The 18497-nt window shown below is 55.7% G+C and carries 21 protein-coding genes and 1 tRNA gene; 12 read left to right on the top strand and 10 right to left on the bottom strand.

Translation table 11 applies throughout. The features are described from left to right. Window positions 1-87: 87 nt before the first annotated feature. Window positions 88-894 (bottom strand): c-type cytochrome, encoded by an 807-nt coding sequence (locus BK659_RS13600; protein ID WP_259740260.1) that lies wholly within the window; start codon window positions 892-894, stop codon window positions 88-90. 605 nt (window positions 895-1499) lie between these two features. On the opposite strand from BK659_RS13600, the gene BK659_RS13605 reads away from it, so the two are divergent. The 3 genes from BK659_RS13605 to BK659_RS13615 all read left to right on the top strand — a co-directional run bounded on the left by BK659_RS13605 (window position 1500) and on the right by BK659_RS13615 (window position 5711). After that, window positions 1500-2705 (top strand): acetyl-CoA C-acetyltransferase, encoded by a 1206-nt coding sequence (locus BK659_RS13605; protein WP_123425584.1) that lies wholly within the window; start codon window positions 1500-1502, stop codon window positions 2703-2705. Window positions 2706-2730: 25 nt separating this feature from the next. Beyond that, on the top strand, window positions 2731-4875 hold the full coding sequence (locus BK659_RS13610; protein ID WP_123425585.1) for a 3-hydroxyacyl-CoA dehydrogenase NAD-binding domain-containing protein: 2145 nt from the start codon (window positions 2731-2733) through the stop codon (window positions 4873-4875). A 107-nt stretch (window positions 4876-4982) separates the two neighbouring features. Then, on the top strand, window positions 4983-5711 hold the full coding sequence (locus tag BK659_RS13615) for an amidotransferase (protein WP_123425586.1): 729 nt from the start codon (window positions 4983-4985) through the stop codon (window positions 5709-5711). A gap of 87 nt (window positions 5712-5798) precedes the next feature. Here BK659_RS13615 and BK659_RS13620 read toward each other — a convergent pair whose 3' ends face one another. From BK659_RS13620 to BK659_RS13630, 3 genes are all read right to left on the bottom strand, one after another. Further along, window positions 5799-6770, bottom strand: a complete 972-nt coding sequence (locus tag BK659_RS13620; protein WP_123425587.1) for a magnesium and cobalt transport protein CorA — start codon at window positions 6768-6770, stop codon at window positions 5799-5801. A 132-nt stretch (window positions 6771-6902) separates the two neighbouring features. Beyond that, window positions 6903-7625, bottom strand: coding sequence for a lysophospholipid acyltransferase family protein (locus BK659_RS13625; RefSeq protein WP_123425588.1), 723 nt, complete (start codon window positions 7623-7625; stop codon window positions 6903-6905). A gap of 217 nt (window positions 7626-7842) precedes the next feature. Beyond that, a complete protein-coding gene (locus BK659_RS13630) occupies window positions 7843-8532 on the bottom strand; it encodes a crotonase/enoyl-CoA hydratase family protein (protein ID WP_123425589.1) in 690 nt (229 codons plus the stop codon). 307 nt (window positions 8533-8839) lie between these two features. On the opposite strand from BK659_RS13630, the gene BK659_RS13635 reads away from it, so the two are divergent. The 4 genes from BK659_RS13635 to BK659_RS27755 all read left to right on the top strand — a co-directional run bounded on the left by BK659_RS13635 (window position 8840) and on the right by BK659_RS27755 (window position 10475). Next, a tRNA-Ser gene (locus tag BK659_RS13635) sits at window positions 8840-8929 on the top strand. 213 nt (window positions 8930-9142) lie between these two features. Continuing rightward, complete coding sequence (locus BK659_RS13640) at window positions 9143-9889, top strand: zeta toxin family protein (RefSeq protein WP_123425590.1); 747 nt, start codon at window positions 9143-9145, stop codon at window positions 9887-9889. Beyond that, the gene (locus BK659_RS13645; protein ID WP_123425591.1) at window positions 9886-10068 is read left to right on the top strand and encodes a hypothetical protein; all 183 of its coding nucleotides are present in this window, start codon (window positions 9886-9888) and stop codon (window positions 10066-10068) included. The genes BK659_RS13640 and BK659_RS13645 overlap by 4 nt, the downstream gene beginning before the upstream one ends. 257 nt (window positions 10069-10325) lie before the next feature. Further along, window positions 10326-10475 (top strand): hypothetical protein, encoded by a 150-nt coding sequence (locus BK659_RS27755; RefSeq protein WP_185015402.1) that lies wholly within the window; start codon window positions 10326-10328, stop codon window positions 10473-10475. A 20-nt stretch (window positions 10476-10495) separates the two neighbouring features. Here the strand turns inward: BK659_RS27755 and BK659_RS13650 are convergent, their stop codons facing one another. Both BK659_RS13650 and BK659_RS13655 read right to left on the bottom strand, forming a co-directional pair. Then, entirely contained in the window at window positions 10496-12043 is a 1548-nt protein-coding gene (locus BK659_RS13650; RefSeq protein WP_123425592.1) for a sensor domain-containing diguanylate cyclase, read from the bottom strand. A 222-nt stretch (window positions 12044-12265) separates the two neighbouring features. Next, a complete protein-coding gene (locus BK659_RS13655; RefSeq protein WP_123425593.1) occupies window positions 12266-12808 on the bottom strand; it encodes an Hsp20/alpha crystallin family protein in 543 nt (180 codons plus the stop codon). A 281-nt stretch (window positions 12809-13089) separates the two neighbouring features. On the opposite strand from BK659_RS13655, the gene BK659_RS13660 reads away from it, so the two are divergent. Further along, window positions 13090-13344, top strand: a complete 255-nt coding sequence (locus BK659_RS13660; protein WP_123426079.1) for a DUF1652 domain-containing protein — start codon at window positions 13090-13092, stop codon at window positions 13342-13344. A 53-nt stretch (window positions 13345-13397) separates the two neighbouring features. On the opposite strand, the gene BK659_RS13665 is transcribed toward BK659_RS13660, so the two are convergent. Further along, window positions 13398-13733 (bottom strand): c-type cytochrome, encoded by a 336-nt coding sequence (locus tag BK659_RS13665; RefSeq protein WP_123425594.1) that lies wholly within the window; start codon window positions 13731-13733, stop codon window positions 13398-13400. 57 nt (window positions 13734-13790) lie between these two features. Beyond that, on the bottom strand, window positions 13791-14156 hold the full coding sequence (osmE, locus tag BK659_RS13670) for an osmotically-inducible lipoprotein OsmE (RefSeq protein WP_123425595.1): 366 nt from the start codon (window positions 14154-14156) through the stop codon (window positions 13791-13793). Between the two features lie 245 nt (window positions 14157-14401). Between osmE and BK659_RS13675 the strand changes: the two genes are divergently transcribed. Together BK659_RS13675 and BK659_RS13680 are read left to right on the top strand one after the other, a co-directional pair. Then, window positions 14402-14737, top strand: a complete 336-nt coding sequence (locus BK659_RS13675) for a hypothetical protein (protein WP_123425596.1) — start codon at window positions 14402-14404, stop codon at window positions 14735-14737. 36 nt (window positions 14738-14773) lie between these two features. After that, window positions 14774-15070: a hypothetical protein gene (locus tag BK659_RS13680; RefSeq protein WP_123425597.1), complete on the top strand. Its 297-nt coding sequence runs from the start codon at window positions 14774-14776 to the stop codon at window positions 15068-15070. 70 nt (window positions 15071-15140) lie between these two features. On the opposite strand, the gene BK659_RS13685 is transcribed toward BK659_RS13680, so the two are convergent. Beyond that, window positions 15141-15719 carry a DUF4337 domain-containing protein gene (locus BK659_RS13685; protein WP_123425598.1) on the bottom strand — a complete coding sequence of 193 codons (579 nt, stop codon included), beginning with the start codon at window positions 15717-15719 and terminating at the stop codon, window positions 15141-15143. 276 nt (window positions 15720-15995) lie between these two features. Between BK659_RS13685 and BK659_RS13690 the strand changes: the two genes are divergently transcribed. Next, window positions 15996-16328 carry a hypothetical protein gene (locus BK659_RS13690; RefSeq protein WP_123425599.1) on the top strand — a complete coding sequence of 111 codons (333 nt, stop codon included), beginning with the start codon at window positions 15996-15998 and terminating at the stop codon, window positions 16326-16328. A 147-nt stretch (window positions 16329-16475) separates the two neighbouring features. Here BK659_RS13690 and BK659_RS13695 read toward each other — a convergent pair whose 3' ends face one another. Next, window positions 16476-17381, bottom strand: coding sequence for a LysR family transcriptional regulator (locus BK659_RS13695; protein WP_123425600.1), 906 nt, complete (start codon window positions 17379-17381; stop codon window positions 16476-16478). Window positions 17382-17475: 94 nt separating this feature from the next. On the opposite strand from BK659_RS13695, the gene BK659_RS13700 reads away from it, so the two are divergent. Beyond that, entirely contained in the window at window positions 17476-18465 is a 990-nt protein-coding gene (locus BK659_RS13700; RefSeq protein ID WP_123425601.1) for an SDR family oxidoreductase, read from the top strand. Window positions 18466-18497 lie beyond the last annotated feature (32 nt).

Raw genomic sequence — 18497 nt, forward strand, 5'->3', positions numbered from 1 at the left:
CACATTGGATCTCCAGTGTGCCGGAAATCCTGTGGGAGCGAGCTTGCTCGCGATGAGGCCCTTACTAACACCACATCTCTCAAACTATCAGGGCTGCTGCTTACGCCCCGCCATATGCTTCAAATATCCCACCAGCAACGTCAGCTCCTCATCCGACAATGCCGCCGTCGAGAACCCCGGCATCTTCGCCTGTGGCCACTGGCGCAAGCTTTGCGGGTCGCGGATATAGCGCTTGAGGAATTCAGCGCCAAAGTACTCGGTTGGGCTGAAGGGAATGTTCAGGTCCGGACCAAACTGCGCATCGCCCGCGCCGTTCAAACGGTGGCACGCCAGGCAGTTTTTCTGGAATAGCGCGTAGCCCAGATTCACCGGGTCATTGGCTGCGAGCGCCGGGTCTGGAAGCAGGGCAGGGAAGCGTACGCCGACCGCTGCCAGGCGTTTGATACTGGCGACCTGGAAAGGCCATTGCTCGGGACTGATATGCCCGGCCTGAGGGTTGGTCCACACCAGATAAAACGGTCCGGCACTGGGTTTACCTTCCGCCAGCGCTGGCCAAGGCTTGGCCGGGTCTTCAATGGCCAACCACGCCTGCGCGCCCTCCGTGTTGAGCAAAGGCGCGGCAGCCAGCTCGGCAGCGAAACCGTCCAGGGCCACGGCTTGCAAGTGGTCGTCGGCTTTTATTCCGGTCAACAACGCCGCCAGCGGTACAGCGCGATAACTCATGTCCCGTTTATAGGACACATCGTCGGTGATCTGAATAGTCTGAACCTGAGGATGCTTGAGCAACTCCTCGGTCCGCCAGGTTTGGCTGCTGTTGCCCAGATCGAGCACCAGTTGCGCAGCATACAAGGGCGTGCTGAGCAGCAAGGCCCAGAGCAAAAGTAGACTTTTCAAGTGATCGCCATCCTGTCGTGGGTATGCCGTAAAGGTTGGCACACGCGCGCTGACCCGGATAGCGAGCGAGTCAGATTTTTAATGAGGCGTCGTAAACAACCACGCTTGATTATCCGATCATTTTTGTAAGGTTCGGCAAAATCAGTATCAACGTAGTGGCGAATAGAATGAGCCCGGCTTGACGTACCTTCGAATGTTTGAACATGGCTGTCTGCCTTTTTTTGTTATTTCCTGAGCGTCGAATGCTTGCCTGCATTTCTCCATGACGGCAAAGCGCTGTAGTTCCCTTCTCACGAGCGCCTCGGCAAAACCCGACGACAACCTCGTAAGGTTTACCTTAGGGGCCCCGCAGGCTGTGGTTTAGATCCATTTCGTATCAAATAAGAACAAACAGCTACTAAAAAGGCATGAGGCGTATTGCCAGCTGCTTTGCCGGCCTTTTGCTAGACAGTTCGCTGACCTGAACCGGTTAATCCGATAGCTCACTACCGTCCGTCTGAGCGTGACCGTCAAGGCCGTTGAGCGCTTCGGTCATTGAATCCGCCGCTGCTGAGCCTAAGGTGAGAACTCGCTCATTATTCATCTGCCAGCGGTACGAGGACGTCATGACCCAAGCTTTGATTTTCGATGCGTTACGCACGCCCCGTGGCCGAGGCAAGGCCGATGGCGCCTTGCACAGCGTCAAGCCGGTGAACCTGCTGGCAGGCTTGCTCGGCGCTTTGCAGCAGCGTACGCAGCTCGACACCAGCCAGGTCGATGACATCGTGATCGGCTGTGTCACGCCGATTGGTGATCAGGGCGCCGATATCGCCAAAACCGCAGCGCTGGTGGCCGACTGGGACGTCAGCGTCGCGGGCGTGCAAATCAACCGGTTTTGCGCGTCCGGGCTGGAGGCGGTGAATCTCGGAGCGATGAAGGTTCGCTCCGGCTTCGAGGACCTGGTGGTGGTCGGCGGCGTCGAGTCCATGTCGCGGGTGCCGATGGGCAGCGATGGCGGCGCCTGGGCGCTTGACCCGCAGACCAACCTGCACAGCCATTTCACTCCACAAGGCGTCGGCGCCGACCTGATCGCCACGATCGAGGGCTTCAGCCGTCAGGACGTCGATGCGTACGCGCTGCACTCCCAGCAGAAGGCTGCGCGAGCACGGGCGGATGGCTCGTTTAAAAAGTCCCTGGTGCCGGTGCAGGATCAGAACGGTATCGTCCTGCTTGATCATGACGAGTTCATTCGCGCCGAGTCGACGCTGGAAGGCCTGGGCAAGCTCAAGCCGAGCTTCGAGATGCTCGGGCAAATGGGTTTCGACGCCACCGCGCTGCGGGTCTATAGCCACATCGAACGCATCAACCACGTTCACACACCGGGCAACAGCTCGGGGATCGTCGACGGCGCGGCGCTGATGTTGATCGGCTCCGCCGCTCGTGGTCGAGAGTTGGGTTTGCAGCCACGGGCGCGGATCGTCGCCACTGCAGTCACCAGCACCGACCCGACCATCATGCTGACCGGCCCTGCGCCGGCCACTCGCAAGGCCTTGGCCAGGGCCGGGCTGCGAGTCGAGGACATCGATCTGTTCGAGGTCAACGAAGCGTTTGCCTCGGTGGTGCTCAAGTTCATCAAGGACATGGCCATCGATCCGACCAAGGTCAACGTCAACGGCGGCTCCATCGCCATGGGCCACCCGCTGGGCGCCACCGGTTGCGCGATTCTCGGCACCTTGCTCGATGAACTGGAAGTGCGGCAGTTGCGCTACGGTTTGGCGACCCTTTGCGTCGGCGGCGGCATGGGCATTGCCACCATCATTGAACGCCTCTGAGCCCCGACTTCAAGGAAGCACCTTTATGACTGATGCCATTCGTTACGAAAAAGGTCAGGACCAGATTGTCGTCCTGACCATCGACATGCCGGGCCAGAGCGCCAATACCATGAACGCGGCGTACCGCGAGGCCATGGCTGATTGCGTTGCGCGGCTGGTGGCCGACAAGGATTCGATTGCCGGAGTGATCATCACCTCCGCGAAAAAAACCTTCTTTGCTGGCGGCGATCTCAACGAGTTGATCAAGGTCGGCAAGCCCCAGGCCAAAGCCTTCTACGACATGGTGCTGACACTCAAAGCTCAGCTTCGGACGCTGGAAACACTCGGCAAACCAGTGGTTGCGGCGATCAATGGTGCGGCACTGGGCGGCGGCTGGGAAATCTGCCTGGCCTGCCACCACCGCGTTGTGCTGGACAATTCGTCGGTGCAGATCGGTTTGCCGGAAGTCACGCTGGGGCTGCTGCCGGGCGGCGGCGGGGTGGTGCGCATGGTGCGCATGCTGGGGCTGGAGAAGGCACTGCCGTATTTGCTCGAAGGCAAGAAAGTTCGGCCGCAGCAAGCACTGCAAGCCGGTTTGGTCGATGAGCTGGCGGCGGATCGTGATGAACTGCTGGCGAAGGCGCGCACGTGGATTGTTGCCAACCCTGCGGTCAAACAGCCTTGGGATATGAACGGTTACCAGATTCCCGGTGGTACACCGTCGCACCCGAAAGTCGCGCAGATGCTGGCCATCGCGCCGTCGATTTTGCGCAGTAAAACTCAGGGTTGCATGCCGGCACCGGAGAAGATCCTCTGCGCCGCGGTTGAGGGTGCTCAAGTCGATTTCGACACGGCGCAACTGATCGAAACCCGCTACTTCACCGAGCTGACTACCGGCCAGGTGGCGAAAAACATGATCGGCACCTTCTGGTTCCAGCTTAACGAGATCAATGCCGGAGGTTCGCGGCCTGCAGATTTCGCACCTTACGTGACCAAGAAAGTCGGGGTGCTCGGTGCGGGGATGATGGGCGCCGGCATTGCCTACGTCAGCGCCGTGGCCGGTATCGACGTGGTGCTCAAGGACATCAACCTGACGGCAGCCGAAAAGGGCAAGGCCCATTCGGCAGCACTGCTGGACAAAAAAGTCGCCCGTGGCCAGTTAAGCGCAGCGCAGCGGGAAGCCACGCTGGCGCGGATCAAAACCACCGAGCAGGACGCCGATCTGGCGGGCTGTGACCTGATCATCGAAGCCGTGTTCGAAGACCGTGAGCTGAAAGCCAAGGTCTCGTCAGCCGCGCAAAAAGTCATCGGTGCCGACGCGGTCATCGCTTCCAACACCTCGACCTTGCCGATCAGTGGCCTGGCGACAGCGGTGCCGGATCAGTCGAAATTCATCGGTCTGCACTTCTTCAGCCCGGTCGATAAAATGCCGCTGGTGGAGATCATCAAGGGCGCCAATACCAGCGATGAAACCCTCGCCCGTGGTTTTGATTTCGTCCTGCAAATCAAGAAAACCCCGATTGTGGTCAACGACAGTCGTGGTTTTTTCACCTCGCGGGTGTTCGGCACCTTCACCAACGAAGGCATTGCCATGCTCGGCGAGGGCATCTCGGCGCCGATGATCGAAACCGAGGCGCGCAAGGCCGGGATGCCGATTGGTCCGCTGGCGATTTCCGACGAAGTTTCCCTCAGCCTGATGAGCCATATCCGCCAGCAAACCGCCAAGGACCTGCAAGCCGAAGGCAAACCGCTGACAGTGCATCCGGCGTTTGCCGTGATCGACCTGCTGCTCAACGAATACAAACGTCCTGGTAAAGCCGCTGGCGGTGGTTTCTATGAGTATCCGGCTGGAGGGCAAAAACACTTGTGGCCAGAGCTGAAAACGCGTTTCGAGAAGGCTGACGGGCAGATATCACCACAGGACGTACGCGATCGCTTGCTGTTTGTGCAAGCCATCGAAACCGTGCGCTGCGTGGAGGAGGGCGTGCTGCAGTCGACGGCCGACGCCAACATCGGTTCGATCTTCGGCATTGGCTTCGCTGCCTGGACGGGCGGGGCGTTGCAGTTCATCAACCAATACGGCGTGAAAGACTTCGTCGCCCGCGCCCAGTACCTCTCCGAGCAGTACGGTGAGCGTTTCACTCCGCCTGCGTTGCTGCTGGAAAAGGCCGCGAAGGGAGCGTTGTTCTGAGGGAGTCGCTCTGACGGATTGGCGGTGCGCACCGGGCTTGCCTGACCCAACGTTTCAAGGCAGGCTCTGGGTGTGCACTATCGCCTCTATCGTGTCAGGTATTTTTTATGTCGTTACGCATCTGCATTCTGGAAACCGACATCCTGCGCCCAGAACTGGTCGATCAGTATCAGGGTTACGGGCAGATGTTCCAGCGTCTGTTTTCGCAGCAACCCATCGCTGCCGAGTTCACCGTCTACAACGTGATGCAAGGCGAGTACCCGAGCGATGAGTTGAGCTTCGATGCCTATCTGGTGACCGGCAGCAAGGCTGACTCATTCGGCAACGACCCGTGGATTCAAACCCTCAAGACTTACCTGTTGGCGCGCTATGAGCGCGGCGACAAGCTGCTGGGCGTGTGCTTCGGCCATCAATTGCTGGCGCTGCTGTTGGGCGGCAAAAGCGAGCGCGCGACGCAGGGCTGGGGCGTCGGCACCCACAAGTACAAACTCGCCGCCAAAGCGCCGTGGATGAGCCCGGTGCGGGAAGAACTGACCTTGTTGATCAGCCACCAGGATCAGGTCACCGCGCTACCGGAAAACGCTACGGTGATCGCTTCCAGCGATTTTTGCCCGTACGCCGCGTACCACATCAACGACCAGGTACTGTGCTTCCAGGGCCACCCGGAGTTCATTCACGATTACTCGCGGGCGTTGCTGGAAATCCGCCAGCAACATCTTGGCGAACAGGTCTATCAGAAAGGCGTGGCCAGCCTGGCGCATGAGCACCACGGCACCACTGTCGCGGAATGGATGATGCGGTTTGTGGCTCATAAGCCGCAGGCGAAATCTGTATAAATGCCCGTAGGAGCTGCCGCAGGCTGCGATCTTTAAAGTTCAAGATCAAAAGATCGCAGCCTGCGGCAGCTCCTACAGGATAAGGCGTTACAACCACCCCGACCGCTTGAAGCTCACCCACAACCCGAAACAGCCCACAGTCATAAACCCCATCACCACGAAATAGCCGTAATGCCAGCTCAGTTCCGGCATGTTCTGAAAGTTCATCCCATAGATCCCGGCCACCGCTGTCGGGAACGCCAGAATTGCCGCCCAGGCCGCAAACTTGCGTTGCACCACACTTTGTCGGGCTGCTTCCAGCAACACGCCGATCTCGATGGTCTGGCTGGCGATGTCGCGTAACGTCGTCAGGTCTTCCATCTGCCGTGTGACATGGATCTGCACATCACGAAAGTACGGTCGCATGTTCTTGTCGATAAACGGGAAGCTCAGCTTCTGCAGCTCCTCGCTGATTTCTACCATCGGCGCTACATAACGGCGCAGGCGCAACACGTCGCGACGCAAACCATGGAGGTTCTGAATGTCCTTTTCGTTGAGCGTGCTACGCAGCACGTTGCGCTCCAGTTCATCGATCTCGTTATGGATCGCTTCGCCCACTGGCTGATAGTTTTCGATGACGAAATCGAGCAGGGCGTACAGGACGAAATCTTCGCCGTGCTCAAGCAACAGCGGGCGCGCCTCACAGCGTTGGCGCACATGCGCGTAGGACGCCGAGTGACCGTTACGGCAGGTGATGATGTAACCCTTGCCGGCAAAGATGTGGGTTTCGATGAACTCCAGTTTGCCCTCATGGCGCACCGGCGAGTACGTGACGATAAACAGCGCATCGCCAAAGGTTTCCAGCTTCGGTCGGCTGTGTTTACCCAGGGCGTCCTCAATCGCCAGTTCGTGCAGGCCGAACTGACGTTGCAGGTTGGCCAGCTCTTGGGCGTTCGGCTCCTCAAGGCCGATCCATACAAAGTGGCCTGGTTTTGCAGCCCAGGCGGCGCCCTCATCGAGGGTGATATTGGCGACTCTCTTACCGGCACTGTAGACCGCAGACGCAACGACTCTACCCATGATTTTTATTCACTTCTTCTTGGCAAATGGCAATGACAGGTAACGTCCAGCTTATCCTGCTCTGAGGCTTGAGAGTCAGTAAAATCGGCGAAGTTCGCCGGCAAAAACAAGCCCGCACAGGGCGGGCTTCATTCAGGCAGCGTGCAGCTGTCGATCCATCGACTCGATGCACTCGCGCATCTGTTCGCGGCACTGGGCGATCAGCATCGGCATGTCGTCCATGCTCAAAGCGGCGGTAGGAATCGCCGGTAGCGAGCGGATCAGGATCTCCCCACTGCGCCAGCGGTTCAGGCGCATATGGTTGATGTAGCTGCTGACGCACACGGGCACGATCGGCACCCCGGCGGCGATCGCCATCTGGAACGCACCTTTCTTGAACGGCAGCAACTCTTCGCCAAGGTTGCGCGTGCCTTCCGGGAATACCCAGATCGAGGTGTCTTTGTGCTGCAAGGTGTCGGTGGTGGTGAGCATCGATTGCCGAGCCTTGTGCGCATTGCCACGGTCAATCAACACATTGCCTGCCAGCCAGAACAGCTGCCCGAACAATGGCACCCATTTCAGGCTCTTCTTGCCGATGCACACGGTGCGGTGCGGCACTACATTGCCCAGCACAAACAGATCGTAGTTCGACTGATGGTTGGCGATCACCACGCAGCTTTGCGTCTTGTTCGTTAGCCCGTCGACATCGGCCTTCACTCGCAAACGCAAAATACACATCGCCGGCCAGGCATAAAGGCGCGCGCACAAACGGCTGTTATCCGGATTGAACGGCCGGCACAGACCAAGCACTACGCCGAGCACACCCGCTACAACAAAATGCAGGCCCATCAATAACATGCGAAACAGATACAGCATTTACAGGCCCACCGGGACAAAAGGTGGCGCAGTGTACGGATGTGCACTGTTTTCGGCAATTGCCACTATAGAGGTAGGAGATAGGCGATGTTTAAGCGCATGTTTCTGACCTATAGCGTCAGATGCCGCCTAGAGCGGCTGAAGGACGGTAAACAGATCGGACAAGAAAAAGCCCGACTCGGCGGTCGGGCTTTTCATTGCATCGCTTTCGGGCTTCTTAAACCAAATGTTCCTGATCCTGAATGATCGCGTTGTCCAGCGTCTCCAGCAGGGCCTTGCGCACTTTCAGCTTGGTGTTCTTGTGAGCGGTCATGTTGATCTTCTTCAACTGACGCGCCATGGCCAGTGCGGCACCTTGCAGTTCTTCAGCAGAGACGACCTTGTCGAGGAAGCCAGCATCCACCGCGCTTTGCGGATCGAACATCTCAGCGTTGATCACCGAACGGTGGAACGCCGATTTGCGCAGACGATCACGGGCCAACTCGATGCCGGCGTGGTGCATGGTCATGCCGATCTGCACTTCGTTCAGACCAATGCTGAACGGGCCGTCGACACCAATCCGGTAATCAGCCGACAACAGAATGAATGCACCTTTGGCCACCGCATGCCCTGGGCACGCGACGATCACCGGGAAAGGGTGCGACAACAGACGACGGGCCAGGGTCGAGCCAGCGGTCACCAGGCTCACCGCTTCTTTAGGACCGGCCGTCATCACCTTCAAGTCATAACCGCCGGACAAAATGCCCGGCTGACCGGTGATGATCACCACCGCACGATCCGTCACCGCCTGATCCAGCGCAGCATTAAACGCGGCAATCACGTCCGGCGAGATGGCATTGACCTTGCCATTGCTCAAGGTCAGGGTCGCGATACCGTCTTCGAGATGGTAGGAAATCAACTCACTCATGACGCTATTCCTTGTATTGAAGTGGGGCAGACGTTACCCACCGCCGTAGGCCAGGTAAAGCACCAAGGCTGACCGGCCAGTCAGCCAATTCGCGCCCGCCAAGCGTAACCGGCCATACGCACCGCGCATTGCCCTCTATATAGAAGCATTCACCCAGCCGAAGATTGGCAGGTTTGCCCTGTCTCCAAACCCGCCCGAACGCATAAATCTCTTAACCGCATGAAAATTCTGAAAAAATGTTTGCCATCGGAAAAGCTTTCGACTACATTAGCGCGCCTCGACAGACAGAACATGTTTGAAGAGATACGGTGAAGTGTCCGAGTGGCTTAAGGAGCACGCCTGGAAAGTGTGTATACAAGAAATTGTATCGAGAGTTCGAATCTCTCCTTCACCGCCAAATTCGATACACACAAAACCCCTGATTTCGAAAGAAGTCAGGGGTTTTGTGGTTTCTGGCGTCTGAAAAAAAGCGAACATCCCAACAGATGGGGGACCTAGGAGAAACCCAAAATGTGACCGCATCATTCCAGATGGCCGTATCACCAGTAGCAACCGGTATAGTCGGCATGCCGTAGCCTTAAACGACGCCACGAGTGAATCCGAGTTTCATATGACCCCTGAAGAAATTGCCATTGAAGAGGCAGCCTTTGAGTTTGCAAAAGCGAATCGGACGTCGCTCGCCAGAACAATTGCGGACACGAGTATTTTCGCGGCGGAAGCTTCTCCGCTTACCGTTTTCATGGCTGGGTCACCAGGGGCAGGGAAAACAGAGATTTCCAAGGCTATGGTCGAAACCTTGGAGGAGGGGATACCAGGTGTGCCTGCGCAGAGAGTTTTACGCATTGATCCCGACGACTTCAGGTGCTTGATTCCTGGGTATGCTGGCGATAATTCATACCTCTATCAGCGTGCGGTAACCAAAATTTTGGAGAGGGTGCTTGATCGGGCGTTCAACAAGCACCTTTCATTTCTTCTTGATGGGACCTTGGCAAATATTGACGTGGCAAGACGGAACATCGACAGGGTCCTGAGAAATCAACGAATGGCTCAGGTGATCTATGTTTATCAAAGGCCTGAGCTAGCTTGGCAGTTTGTTAAAGCTAGGGAGATCACTGAGGGGCGCAATATCCCAATGGATGCATTTGTCAGTCAGTATTTGGCTGCGCGCCGAAACGTTGTGGAGCTGAGGAAATCTTACGGTGAACATTTTTCTGTGGATTTGATCATAAAAAATACGGATCGTACGGCTATGGCCTTCGAGGGCGACGTTTCCGTAGAGCAAATTGACGCTTTGATTCCTGAGACCTATGATCAAAACGAGCTCGTTGAGCTATTAACCGAGGTGGAACAGTCATGAGTGCCGTTAAGGCCGGAAAAAACAGCCCATTGGCTGATTTTTTCTCCAACGCTTCTGCGGAAACGAAGCGAGGAGTGTTTGAAGAAGTGATCAGCAAGGCTATCGCTTCTCAGCTAGAAGTCATAGAAAGGGCTGAAGCGATCAAAAAGACGCAAAAATCGTCGAAGGCACCCGTATAACAATATTTCCTCGATTCCGAAGCCCAGCCTAGTGCTGGGCTTTTTCATTGGACCACTACAGGTGCTTCCGAAATTGCTGTAGGGCAAATGATGGAGGTGTGGGAAGCAACGCTGCAAAGCCAGGTACTTGAGCGCTTCCATGGGTTTCAGCGCTTCACACGAAGCAAGTCGGGAAGGGCTATTCATTTCGCACCTTTAGGGTAGAAAATGAATCAAAGCGCAGCACACCCGACCCGCCACCCGAAAGGACGAATGTTATGCAGGAGCTGACCCTGCAACACGCCGAACTGGAAAAGGTTCACGTGGAAATCGTCAAGCTGATGGCTGAGCAGCGCAAGCTGAATGCCGAGGCTGGCCTGATCGGCACGGTGGCCGCCGTCACTGCGGTGTTGATCAAGCTTTTCTAATCCCTTCAAACCGATCAATATTAATTTGAAATAATGGTCCTGTTTCTCCCGTTGGACTTGGCGATGTATAGCGCTTTGTCGGCGGTATCCACCAGGTTTTCGGGAGTGCCAATTTCCTCTTCAGAGAGTGCGCTAATGCCAATGCTGATAGTGATCACTCCCAGCGGAGACTTGATGTGTTCTATTTTAATTTTTTCTAGATCGAATCGTATCTTTTCAGCCAGCAGGAAAGCGCCAACATAATCTGTATTTGAGAGCACAATGGCAAATTCTTCTCCACCGTATCGGGCGGCAAGATCGCCGACCCGGTTGACATGGTTTTTAATTATTGCCGCCACCGTCTTCAGGCACTCGTCACCCTGTACGTGTCCGTAGTGGTCGTTGTAGTCTTTGAAGAAGTCAATGTCGATCATGATGAGCGCGGTGCCGTCTAACTTGCGTTTCTTTCGGCTAATTTCAGCTTCTATAAATAAGTCAAAATGACGGCGGTTGGCAATTTTTGTAAGCCCGTCTTCGAGTGCCATTAATCCAAGTGCTTTGTTTACTTCGATATAGTTCTTTTGGGAGGCCTGTAACTCTCTTTGCGCTTGAATTTGCTGGCTCATCAGTTTGATCAGTCGATAACCTATAATGCTAAGGATTATCAGCAGTATGGAGGATATGATTAAGCTGGCAAGAGACTCGCTTCGCCAGTCCGCGAGGAGTTCATTTCTGTCAAAGGCCGCGATGACTACCAGCGGGTATCCATCAACGCGTCGAAAACCGATGACCCGCTCCACGCCGTCTATAAACGACCTTATGGTTGCAGTGCCAGAATTGACATCAGGCTTTAGCAGGGCGAACACTTCACCCGTTGATATGTTAATACCGATGTCTGAGTCGTGAAATGGTTTGCGTACCAGAATATTGCCGCGTGATGTCACTAAATTGATGATTCCGTTTGTTCCCATGTCTACGTCGTCGTAGAGGCTGAGAAAATAATTAAGATAAATGGTAGCAATCGTTACCCCGGCAAAACTCCCGTCAGGATGGTTGATCCTGCGAGATATGGTCATTATCCATTCATTGGTCGAGCGGCTGCGTATTGAAGGGCCAAGATAAGGGCCAGAGTCGGGGTGGTCGCGATGGTAAATGAAGTAGTCGCGGTCTGAGTTGTTTGCGCCGACGGGGAGTATGCCGTTTGAGTTAAGTAACCAGCGCCCTTGTTCATCATAGATAAAGAAGCCATGTATTTGAGGTAGACGCTTTTGTTGTACTTTAAGCAGTTCACCCAACCTTTTTAAATTTTCCGTATCTTCACCTTCAGCTTCCAGACGCTCCTTAACGCCTAAAAGCACTGTGTCGGCCTGAGTTAGAGTGGCCTCAATGTTGGATGATAGCGTCTTGGAAAGATTTGACATCTCGGTTTCTTTGTCGTGCAGGTGGTACTCCAGGGAGCTGAATACGCCCCAGATGCTTATCGCTATCAATGAGATGCATACGACTGCAACGAAAAGGACTACATGACCGACCTTCAGTTTGGCATCCGTCCACTCAGTGGCAAAAATTGAGGCCTTTTTTATTAGCATTGATGTCTGCCGTCATCCTTGGGTAGTAGCGTTTAGCGTATTCTAGTTTTTTTACATCGTTGAGATTTTTTCGGCTGAGGTTCCGGCCATTCTGGCCATATGCTCGTTTTGATTTTTGAATGACGACAGTGCAGGTAACCGTCTACAGGTGCGCGTCGCCCTTGCTCACTACAATGAAAAGCCCCTTGCCGTTTCCCGGCAAGGGGCGGGGCTGTCACCGGCTCATTCGGTTTTGATCGGCACGATCTTTTCCGGTTTTATGGCTTCGGGCTTTTTCGGCAGCGATAGGCTCAGCACACCGTTGCTGAATTTTGCTTCAATCTTGTCGGCATCAACCCCTTTTGGCAGGTTGAACACCCGCTCGAAGGAACCGTAGTGACGCTCGGAAAGGTGATAGCCCTTTCTGCTCTCTTCCTTGTCCTCTCTCTTTTCGCCTTTGATGATCAGGCTTCCGTTGGACAGTTTGATCTCGATGTTCTTCTGATCCATGCCGGGTAATTCGGCAGTGATTTCGAAGCTTTTTTCCTTCTCGGCAATATCCACGGCAGGTAAGCCGCGACCGATAAATTCCCGCCGCCAGAACGGCTCGACATCAAACAGTCCGCGGCTGAACGGCGACAATCCTGAGCCTCGATTGAAGTCTTCGAACAGGTGATCGACCTGTTGCCGCAGTTTTTCCAGGGGGCGCCAAAGGTCAGTCGTTACCGGGTGCTGACTGGCTTTGTCTTCGGTATGGATCGGCATTTTCTTCACGGAGTTGGCCATTTTCACCTCTCCTCTTGGTAATGACCGGAGGTGGGCTGCGAGCATCCCGGACGCTTGCCCACTCCAAAAAAATATACCGTCTTACCAAGCCCTACAAGGCCGGTTTCCCCAACCACACACTCCGAAACGGTCTAACAGACGGCTACTCAAGGCGTAGACTGGAACTGCCGTCACCCCCGCCAAGTGGTTTGAGGGGCGGTGTTCAGGCGTTAATGCTTCTGGACCCACAACACCATCAAGCAAGAGCACCTTGGCTGGCTCCTGCCCTGAACGGGGTCATCATGTTATCTACGCTCGAGTTGCGTCACCTCATCGAATCAGCATTCCTGCCTCTTTCCTGCCAATGTCGAGTTGACCCCGGCGGATCGCTGCAAGCTCAGATTTTCGAGCCAGTCACAGGCCGAGTGGAGTTGCTGGTGACAGGGATTCCTGCTTCCAGCCTGAGTGGCAATCTGGCGATAACCAAGCTCATCGGCGAGATTCGACACGATCTCAAGGCCACTCATGAACGGCGGGGATTGCACAGAATCAGGTAGGACCAGAATCTAAAAGGCCGGCGCCGCTCAAGCGTCCGGCCGAAGGTTGTGCGTCATTTTTGCTTGTGTAGGTATTGCTGTATTGCGTCCACTTCAAGCTTGCCGGGTTTTGCGCCGTTATCAGCTTTGAAGCTGGCCCCGCTCCAGTGTGGCATGGGGGCTTTCAGGGGCTTTCCATGGTCGTCGACACCGTTCAATACGGCCCGCTCAAATACCTTTGCTTTCCACTCGCTGGCATCTCCCGCCAATTTAGGTGCCGAGCCCCCCATGCCTCGAGGTCCATGGCAGGCACTGCAGTTCTCCTGGAAAAGCGCTTCCCCATCGGGCGGTAACGCCATGGCCGATGAGCAAAACAGCAGAGTTATCAGGGTAAATAAAGCGCACTTCATTTCAGACTCCTTGGCCGGCCAGCCGTTACGCGGGTATAGGCCGGCATGACCGCTGCACTAATAACCACCACCACCGCCCATGCCTCCCATACTGCCGGACGGCTCTCTGGCCTTTTGCTGCGCGCGACTCCATTCCGCGCACGTCATAAAGCTCTTATGGTCTACCTTGCCGGTCCTGTCGAAGCTGACATTAAACGTATGCCTCTGGCCAGCCTGCGTGAGCATATAGTCAAAGCAGGTGCCGGGTTCGACGGTGCGATCACTGATCGATAAAGGCTTACCGCCGATTTGCTGGACCTGATCCTTGCTCATGCCCATCTCGACCTTTGCGACCAGCGGTTGCTCTCGATAGACCTGTGAATCAGAGCTGCATCCAGCCACCGCAGACAACACGGCGACCAGTGCAAATAAAGGGGTGTTCATGACTGGGCTCCCGGTAGTGAGTGTCGTGAAGAAACTCTTGGGTGCATCAGTAAAATTAAAGTCGAGTTCGGCGGTGCGCGCCAAATATCCTCAGGGTCGACTTTCAGAGGCGCGCGCAAACGTTCCCTTTCGATAGATTCGTGCTCAATTCTGCAACAGTGTGTTGCACTGCTGACCCCCTAATTACACTGGATGTCTACTCGGGCCCGCGTTACATTTGCCACATTTTATTGCAGGGAACAATTATGCGAATTTTGATAGGCGCGCTTGCTGTTGCGGCGTTGGCGGGGTGCTCTTTACCGGCGTCCCTGGTGCCAGGTGAACCGAATGTCAGCGAGATCACTGCCAAGGCGCCCAAAGACTATGCCCAGTGCGTTTTGCCGGCCTGGCAGCGCGAGATCCCTAAAACCACTCAGGCTGCGATAGCTAACGGCTACAGGATCACTGCGCCAAGCGTTGTGACTGCCGATGAGACGCTGGATATCGTGAAGTACAAGAATGGGAGTCGCATATCGCTGTATCAAGGCCCGCCGTGGGCCAAGTCCCGCGCGCTGATGAAGTCGGTGCACGACTGTTTGTAATTCATACCTTATGAATCGACGTTGGAGTGATGCCGGATGCGCGCACCAGTAGGTTCAATCGTGGGGCTTTGCTCCGCCTCTGCGACGATGTTTGCCATGGGCATGGCGTTTCTCGGCTACTGGGGCGTGCATGAACCTCACCCGTGGCGCTGGCACGAAATCCTCGTGGTGGTGTTGGCTCTGGGTGGATTCGCGATGCTCGGAGCGGTGACCTGGATCGCCACAACACCTGTCGAGGATGAAACGCTGGAGAGGGTTTTGCCAGCCAGACGAGCATTTGCGTCGGGTGTTGTGCTGCTTTGGCTGTCCGTCCTGGTCACGGTTATGTATTGATTGCTTGTGCCTGTTCAACAAGAGGCAAGGTGGAGGAGCGATGACTTGATGTCGCCCCCCCGCCAAAAGCTTATATATGTAACCACGCCAGCGAACCCAGCACTACGCTAACGCCCGCGGCACTGTACGCGACCCTTTTCAGCCACTCCTTGCGCGTCAACAAGGTGATTGCCGCCAGCGAAATGGCAATCTGAATCGCTGTCATTGCCTGGGCCCAGCGATGATGCTGGTGCAATACCAATTCTGATTTTTCATCCCACTCGCGAGCTTCCGCTTCGAGTATCTCTGCCTGCTTGCGCACCGCTTCTTTTTCAGTTTTGTAGCGTTGCGCTTCGGCGGTGTAGTGCGCGGCATCGAGGCCAGGGATGTGAATCGCCAGTTCAGACAGGTTTTGTCGGCTGGATTTAGCCTGGTAGTAATTCCATTGGTTGGAGGCTTCGGTTTTCTTGATGGCGGCGTTGTTTTTGTCCATTGCCGCTTCGCTTTCCGTAGAGCCCGCCTGGTAGCTGAGCATGGCGCCGATGGTCGCCATGATCGCCGTCATCACCGCGATCTTGCTGGCGAAACTGTCCCCACGGGCCTGGGCGTGTTCGGTAGCGTGTTCCAGATGCTTTTCGTGCGGGCTAGGGACTTCGAAGTCTTCAGTCATGGACTTTGGTCTGTGCGGAGTGAATAAGTGTCAAATTGTAACGGTAGTATTTGTCAAAGGCGCTACCTCAATGAGGCACTTTTGGATTTTTATTCCTGAATACCATGAAGTTTTCACCTTTATCCGACGGTAACCCTACAACCCGAAATCCAAGCTCTGCGGCGCCATGGCTGACAGTGAGGAGGACCAGGCAAAGGGCAGGACTCAAAGGGTAACGTTGGCGCAAATCGCATTAACGATTCACGCGTGTGCAATCCACTCATTCAGGAGTTACCTATGTCCATCGGAGCAATCTCGGCTTCCAACCCAGTGACTATTAACGGGCTCAGTTCTGCCCAAAGTCAGCCCAAGGCGCAAGCGGATCAGGCAACTGCATCCACAAGCTCCACCACCGTTGCCAGCAACGTTGCGGCGGCATTGAAAGAAGCAACCGAAACCGCTGCACAAACCGCTCAAGAAGCTGGGCATGGTGATCATCAAGCTCAGCTATTGATGCAAAAACAGCATCACCACCACGTAGGCGCTGCAACGCCGTCCAAGGCGCCAGCTACTGGCGTTGTGAATGGCAATGGGCAGATAACCGGCGAGCTTATCAACACTAAAGCTTAAGCCGTTTGATGAAGTGCTGAAGGCTGGTGAATCCTGCGCGAGCAGGCTTTGCCAGTTGCGATTTGAAGCGCGCCAGTAATGCCCGCATTCACAGACAACTCTCCCATTTCAAAAGCAGCGCCTGATAAGCCACCTCCCTTTGGCAACTCAATCACCCAGAGCATCCTGATCGGTATAGTGCTGCAACCCTTCAACCAACGCGTCGAAGGTCGTTCGGCATCGCGGGCTGTTGCGCAAGTCCTCGTGCATGGTGACCCAGGTTTCCATTCCCAGCGAAAACGAACTCGTCAGCACACGTTGCAGTGCAACGTCACGCTTGGCCAGCGGAACCTGGCAGACACCGATGCCCGCTCCTGCTCGTATCAGCGCTAACTGTGCGAGATCGCTGTCGCTGCTCAGTGAGAAGAGCTTACGGTCAATGTCGTTGATGGATTTTCCGATACTGCGGATAAAGGCGTTCGGTTGGTCGTAACCGATGATCGAATGGCCGGCCAGTTCGTTGAGGTCGCGCGGTATTCCATGTTGGCTCAAGTACTCGGTGCGCGCATGCAGCCCAAGTTCGATTTGACCGATCCGGCGTGCCACAAGCTGCTCTTGACGGGGGCGCATCATGCGCACGGCGATGTCGGCTTCGAGCTGCAAGAGATCCACCACTCGGTTAGTCAGTACGAGTTCTACTTTCAACGCCGGGTGCTGTTGGCGAAGCCGCGCGATGATGGGTGGCAACACCTCGACGCCAATAACGTCGCTGGCTGAAATACGGACAATCCCCTGTACTGCCGTGCCCCGGCTTGAAGCTGCTCGCTCGATGGCGGCCGCTGTACTTTCCATGGTGTGTGCGTGGGCGCGCAGGGTCAGTGCCACTTCGGTGGGCATCAGTCCTGTTTGTGAGCGTGTAAACAAGGCAACACCCAGCGCCTTTTCGAGCGCGGCGATGTGCCGACCGACCGTTGGCTGTGTAATGCCGAGCAAGCGCGCCGCGCCCGACAGCGATCCTTCGTTGAGTACACCCAGGAAAGATCGATAGAGCTCCCAACCAATATTCGATGCCATGCATAAATGTATAGCGTCACGCCGATCTTCGGCAATTTATCTATAGCGCCCATTCGCCCACGATCAAGCCCTCTATAACCTTGAGGTGTCGGGTATGAACAGCAACAAGGCGCTGGTACTGGGAGCGACAGGAGGGATTGGCAGGGAAGTGGCGAGTCAATTGAGAGGCGCCGGCTGGGAGGTTTGTGCGCTAACGCGTCATCTTGAAAACGGCATTGATCAACCATCGGGTATCACCTGGCTGCGTGGTGATGCGTTGAATCGGCAGGATGTTATCGAGGCTGCGAAGGGTTGCTCGGTGATCGTTCATGCGGTCAATCCGCCAGGCTATCGTCGATGGTCGGAGCTGGTGTTGCCGATGCTCGATAACTCCATCGCAGCGGCCCTGGTCGAAGGGGCAACCATCGTGCTGCCCGGCACGGTTTATAACTTTGGTCCTGATGCCTTTCCGGTCCTGCGAGAGAATTCACCACAGCATCCGCAAACCCGAAAAGGCGCTATTCGGGTGGAGATGGAACAGCGTCTGCGCAACGCTGCCGGCAATGGCGCTCGTGCGCTGATCGTTCGCGCCGGAGATTTTTTTGGGCCCAGAGCCGGCAACAACTGGTTTTCCCAAGGGCTGATCAAGCCGGGAAAGCCCGTCAAAGTGCTGAGTTATCCAGGTGAGCGGGGCGTGGCTCACCAATGGGCCTACCTGCCGGATGTTGCGCGGACCATGGTCGAGTTGCTGGAGCGTCGCACCACACTCGACGCCTTTGAAAGTTTTCATATGGCCGGTCATCTGGACACTGACGGTACTCGGATGAACCGTGCTATCCAGCGTGTTGTCTATCAACACACGGGCAAGGAACCGCGTGTAACCGCGTTCCCATGGTGGTTGTTGAAAGTGGCTTCGCCCTTTGTCGTCACGTTCCGCGAAGTGCTGGAGATGCGTTATTTGTGGCGCACACCGGTGCAGATGGACAATGCGCGATTGATTGAAGTGCTGGGACACGAGCCGCATACACCTTTGGATGAGGCGGTTGAAGCGGCGCTGGTGGGAATGGGGTGTATCAGTCGGGACGGGTTAGCGACGTGTTCCTGAAATAGCGGCTACGACTTCCAAAAATAAAGCTG

Origin of the sequence: Pseudomonas brassicacearum, from assembly GCF_003732225.1 — a bacterium.
Taxonomy (GTDB): domain Bacteria; phylum Pseudomonadota; class Gammaproteobacteria; order Pseudomonadales; family Pseudomonadaceae; genus Aquipseudomonas; species Aquipseudomonas brassicacearum_E.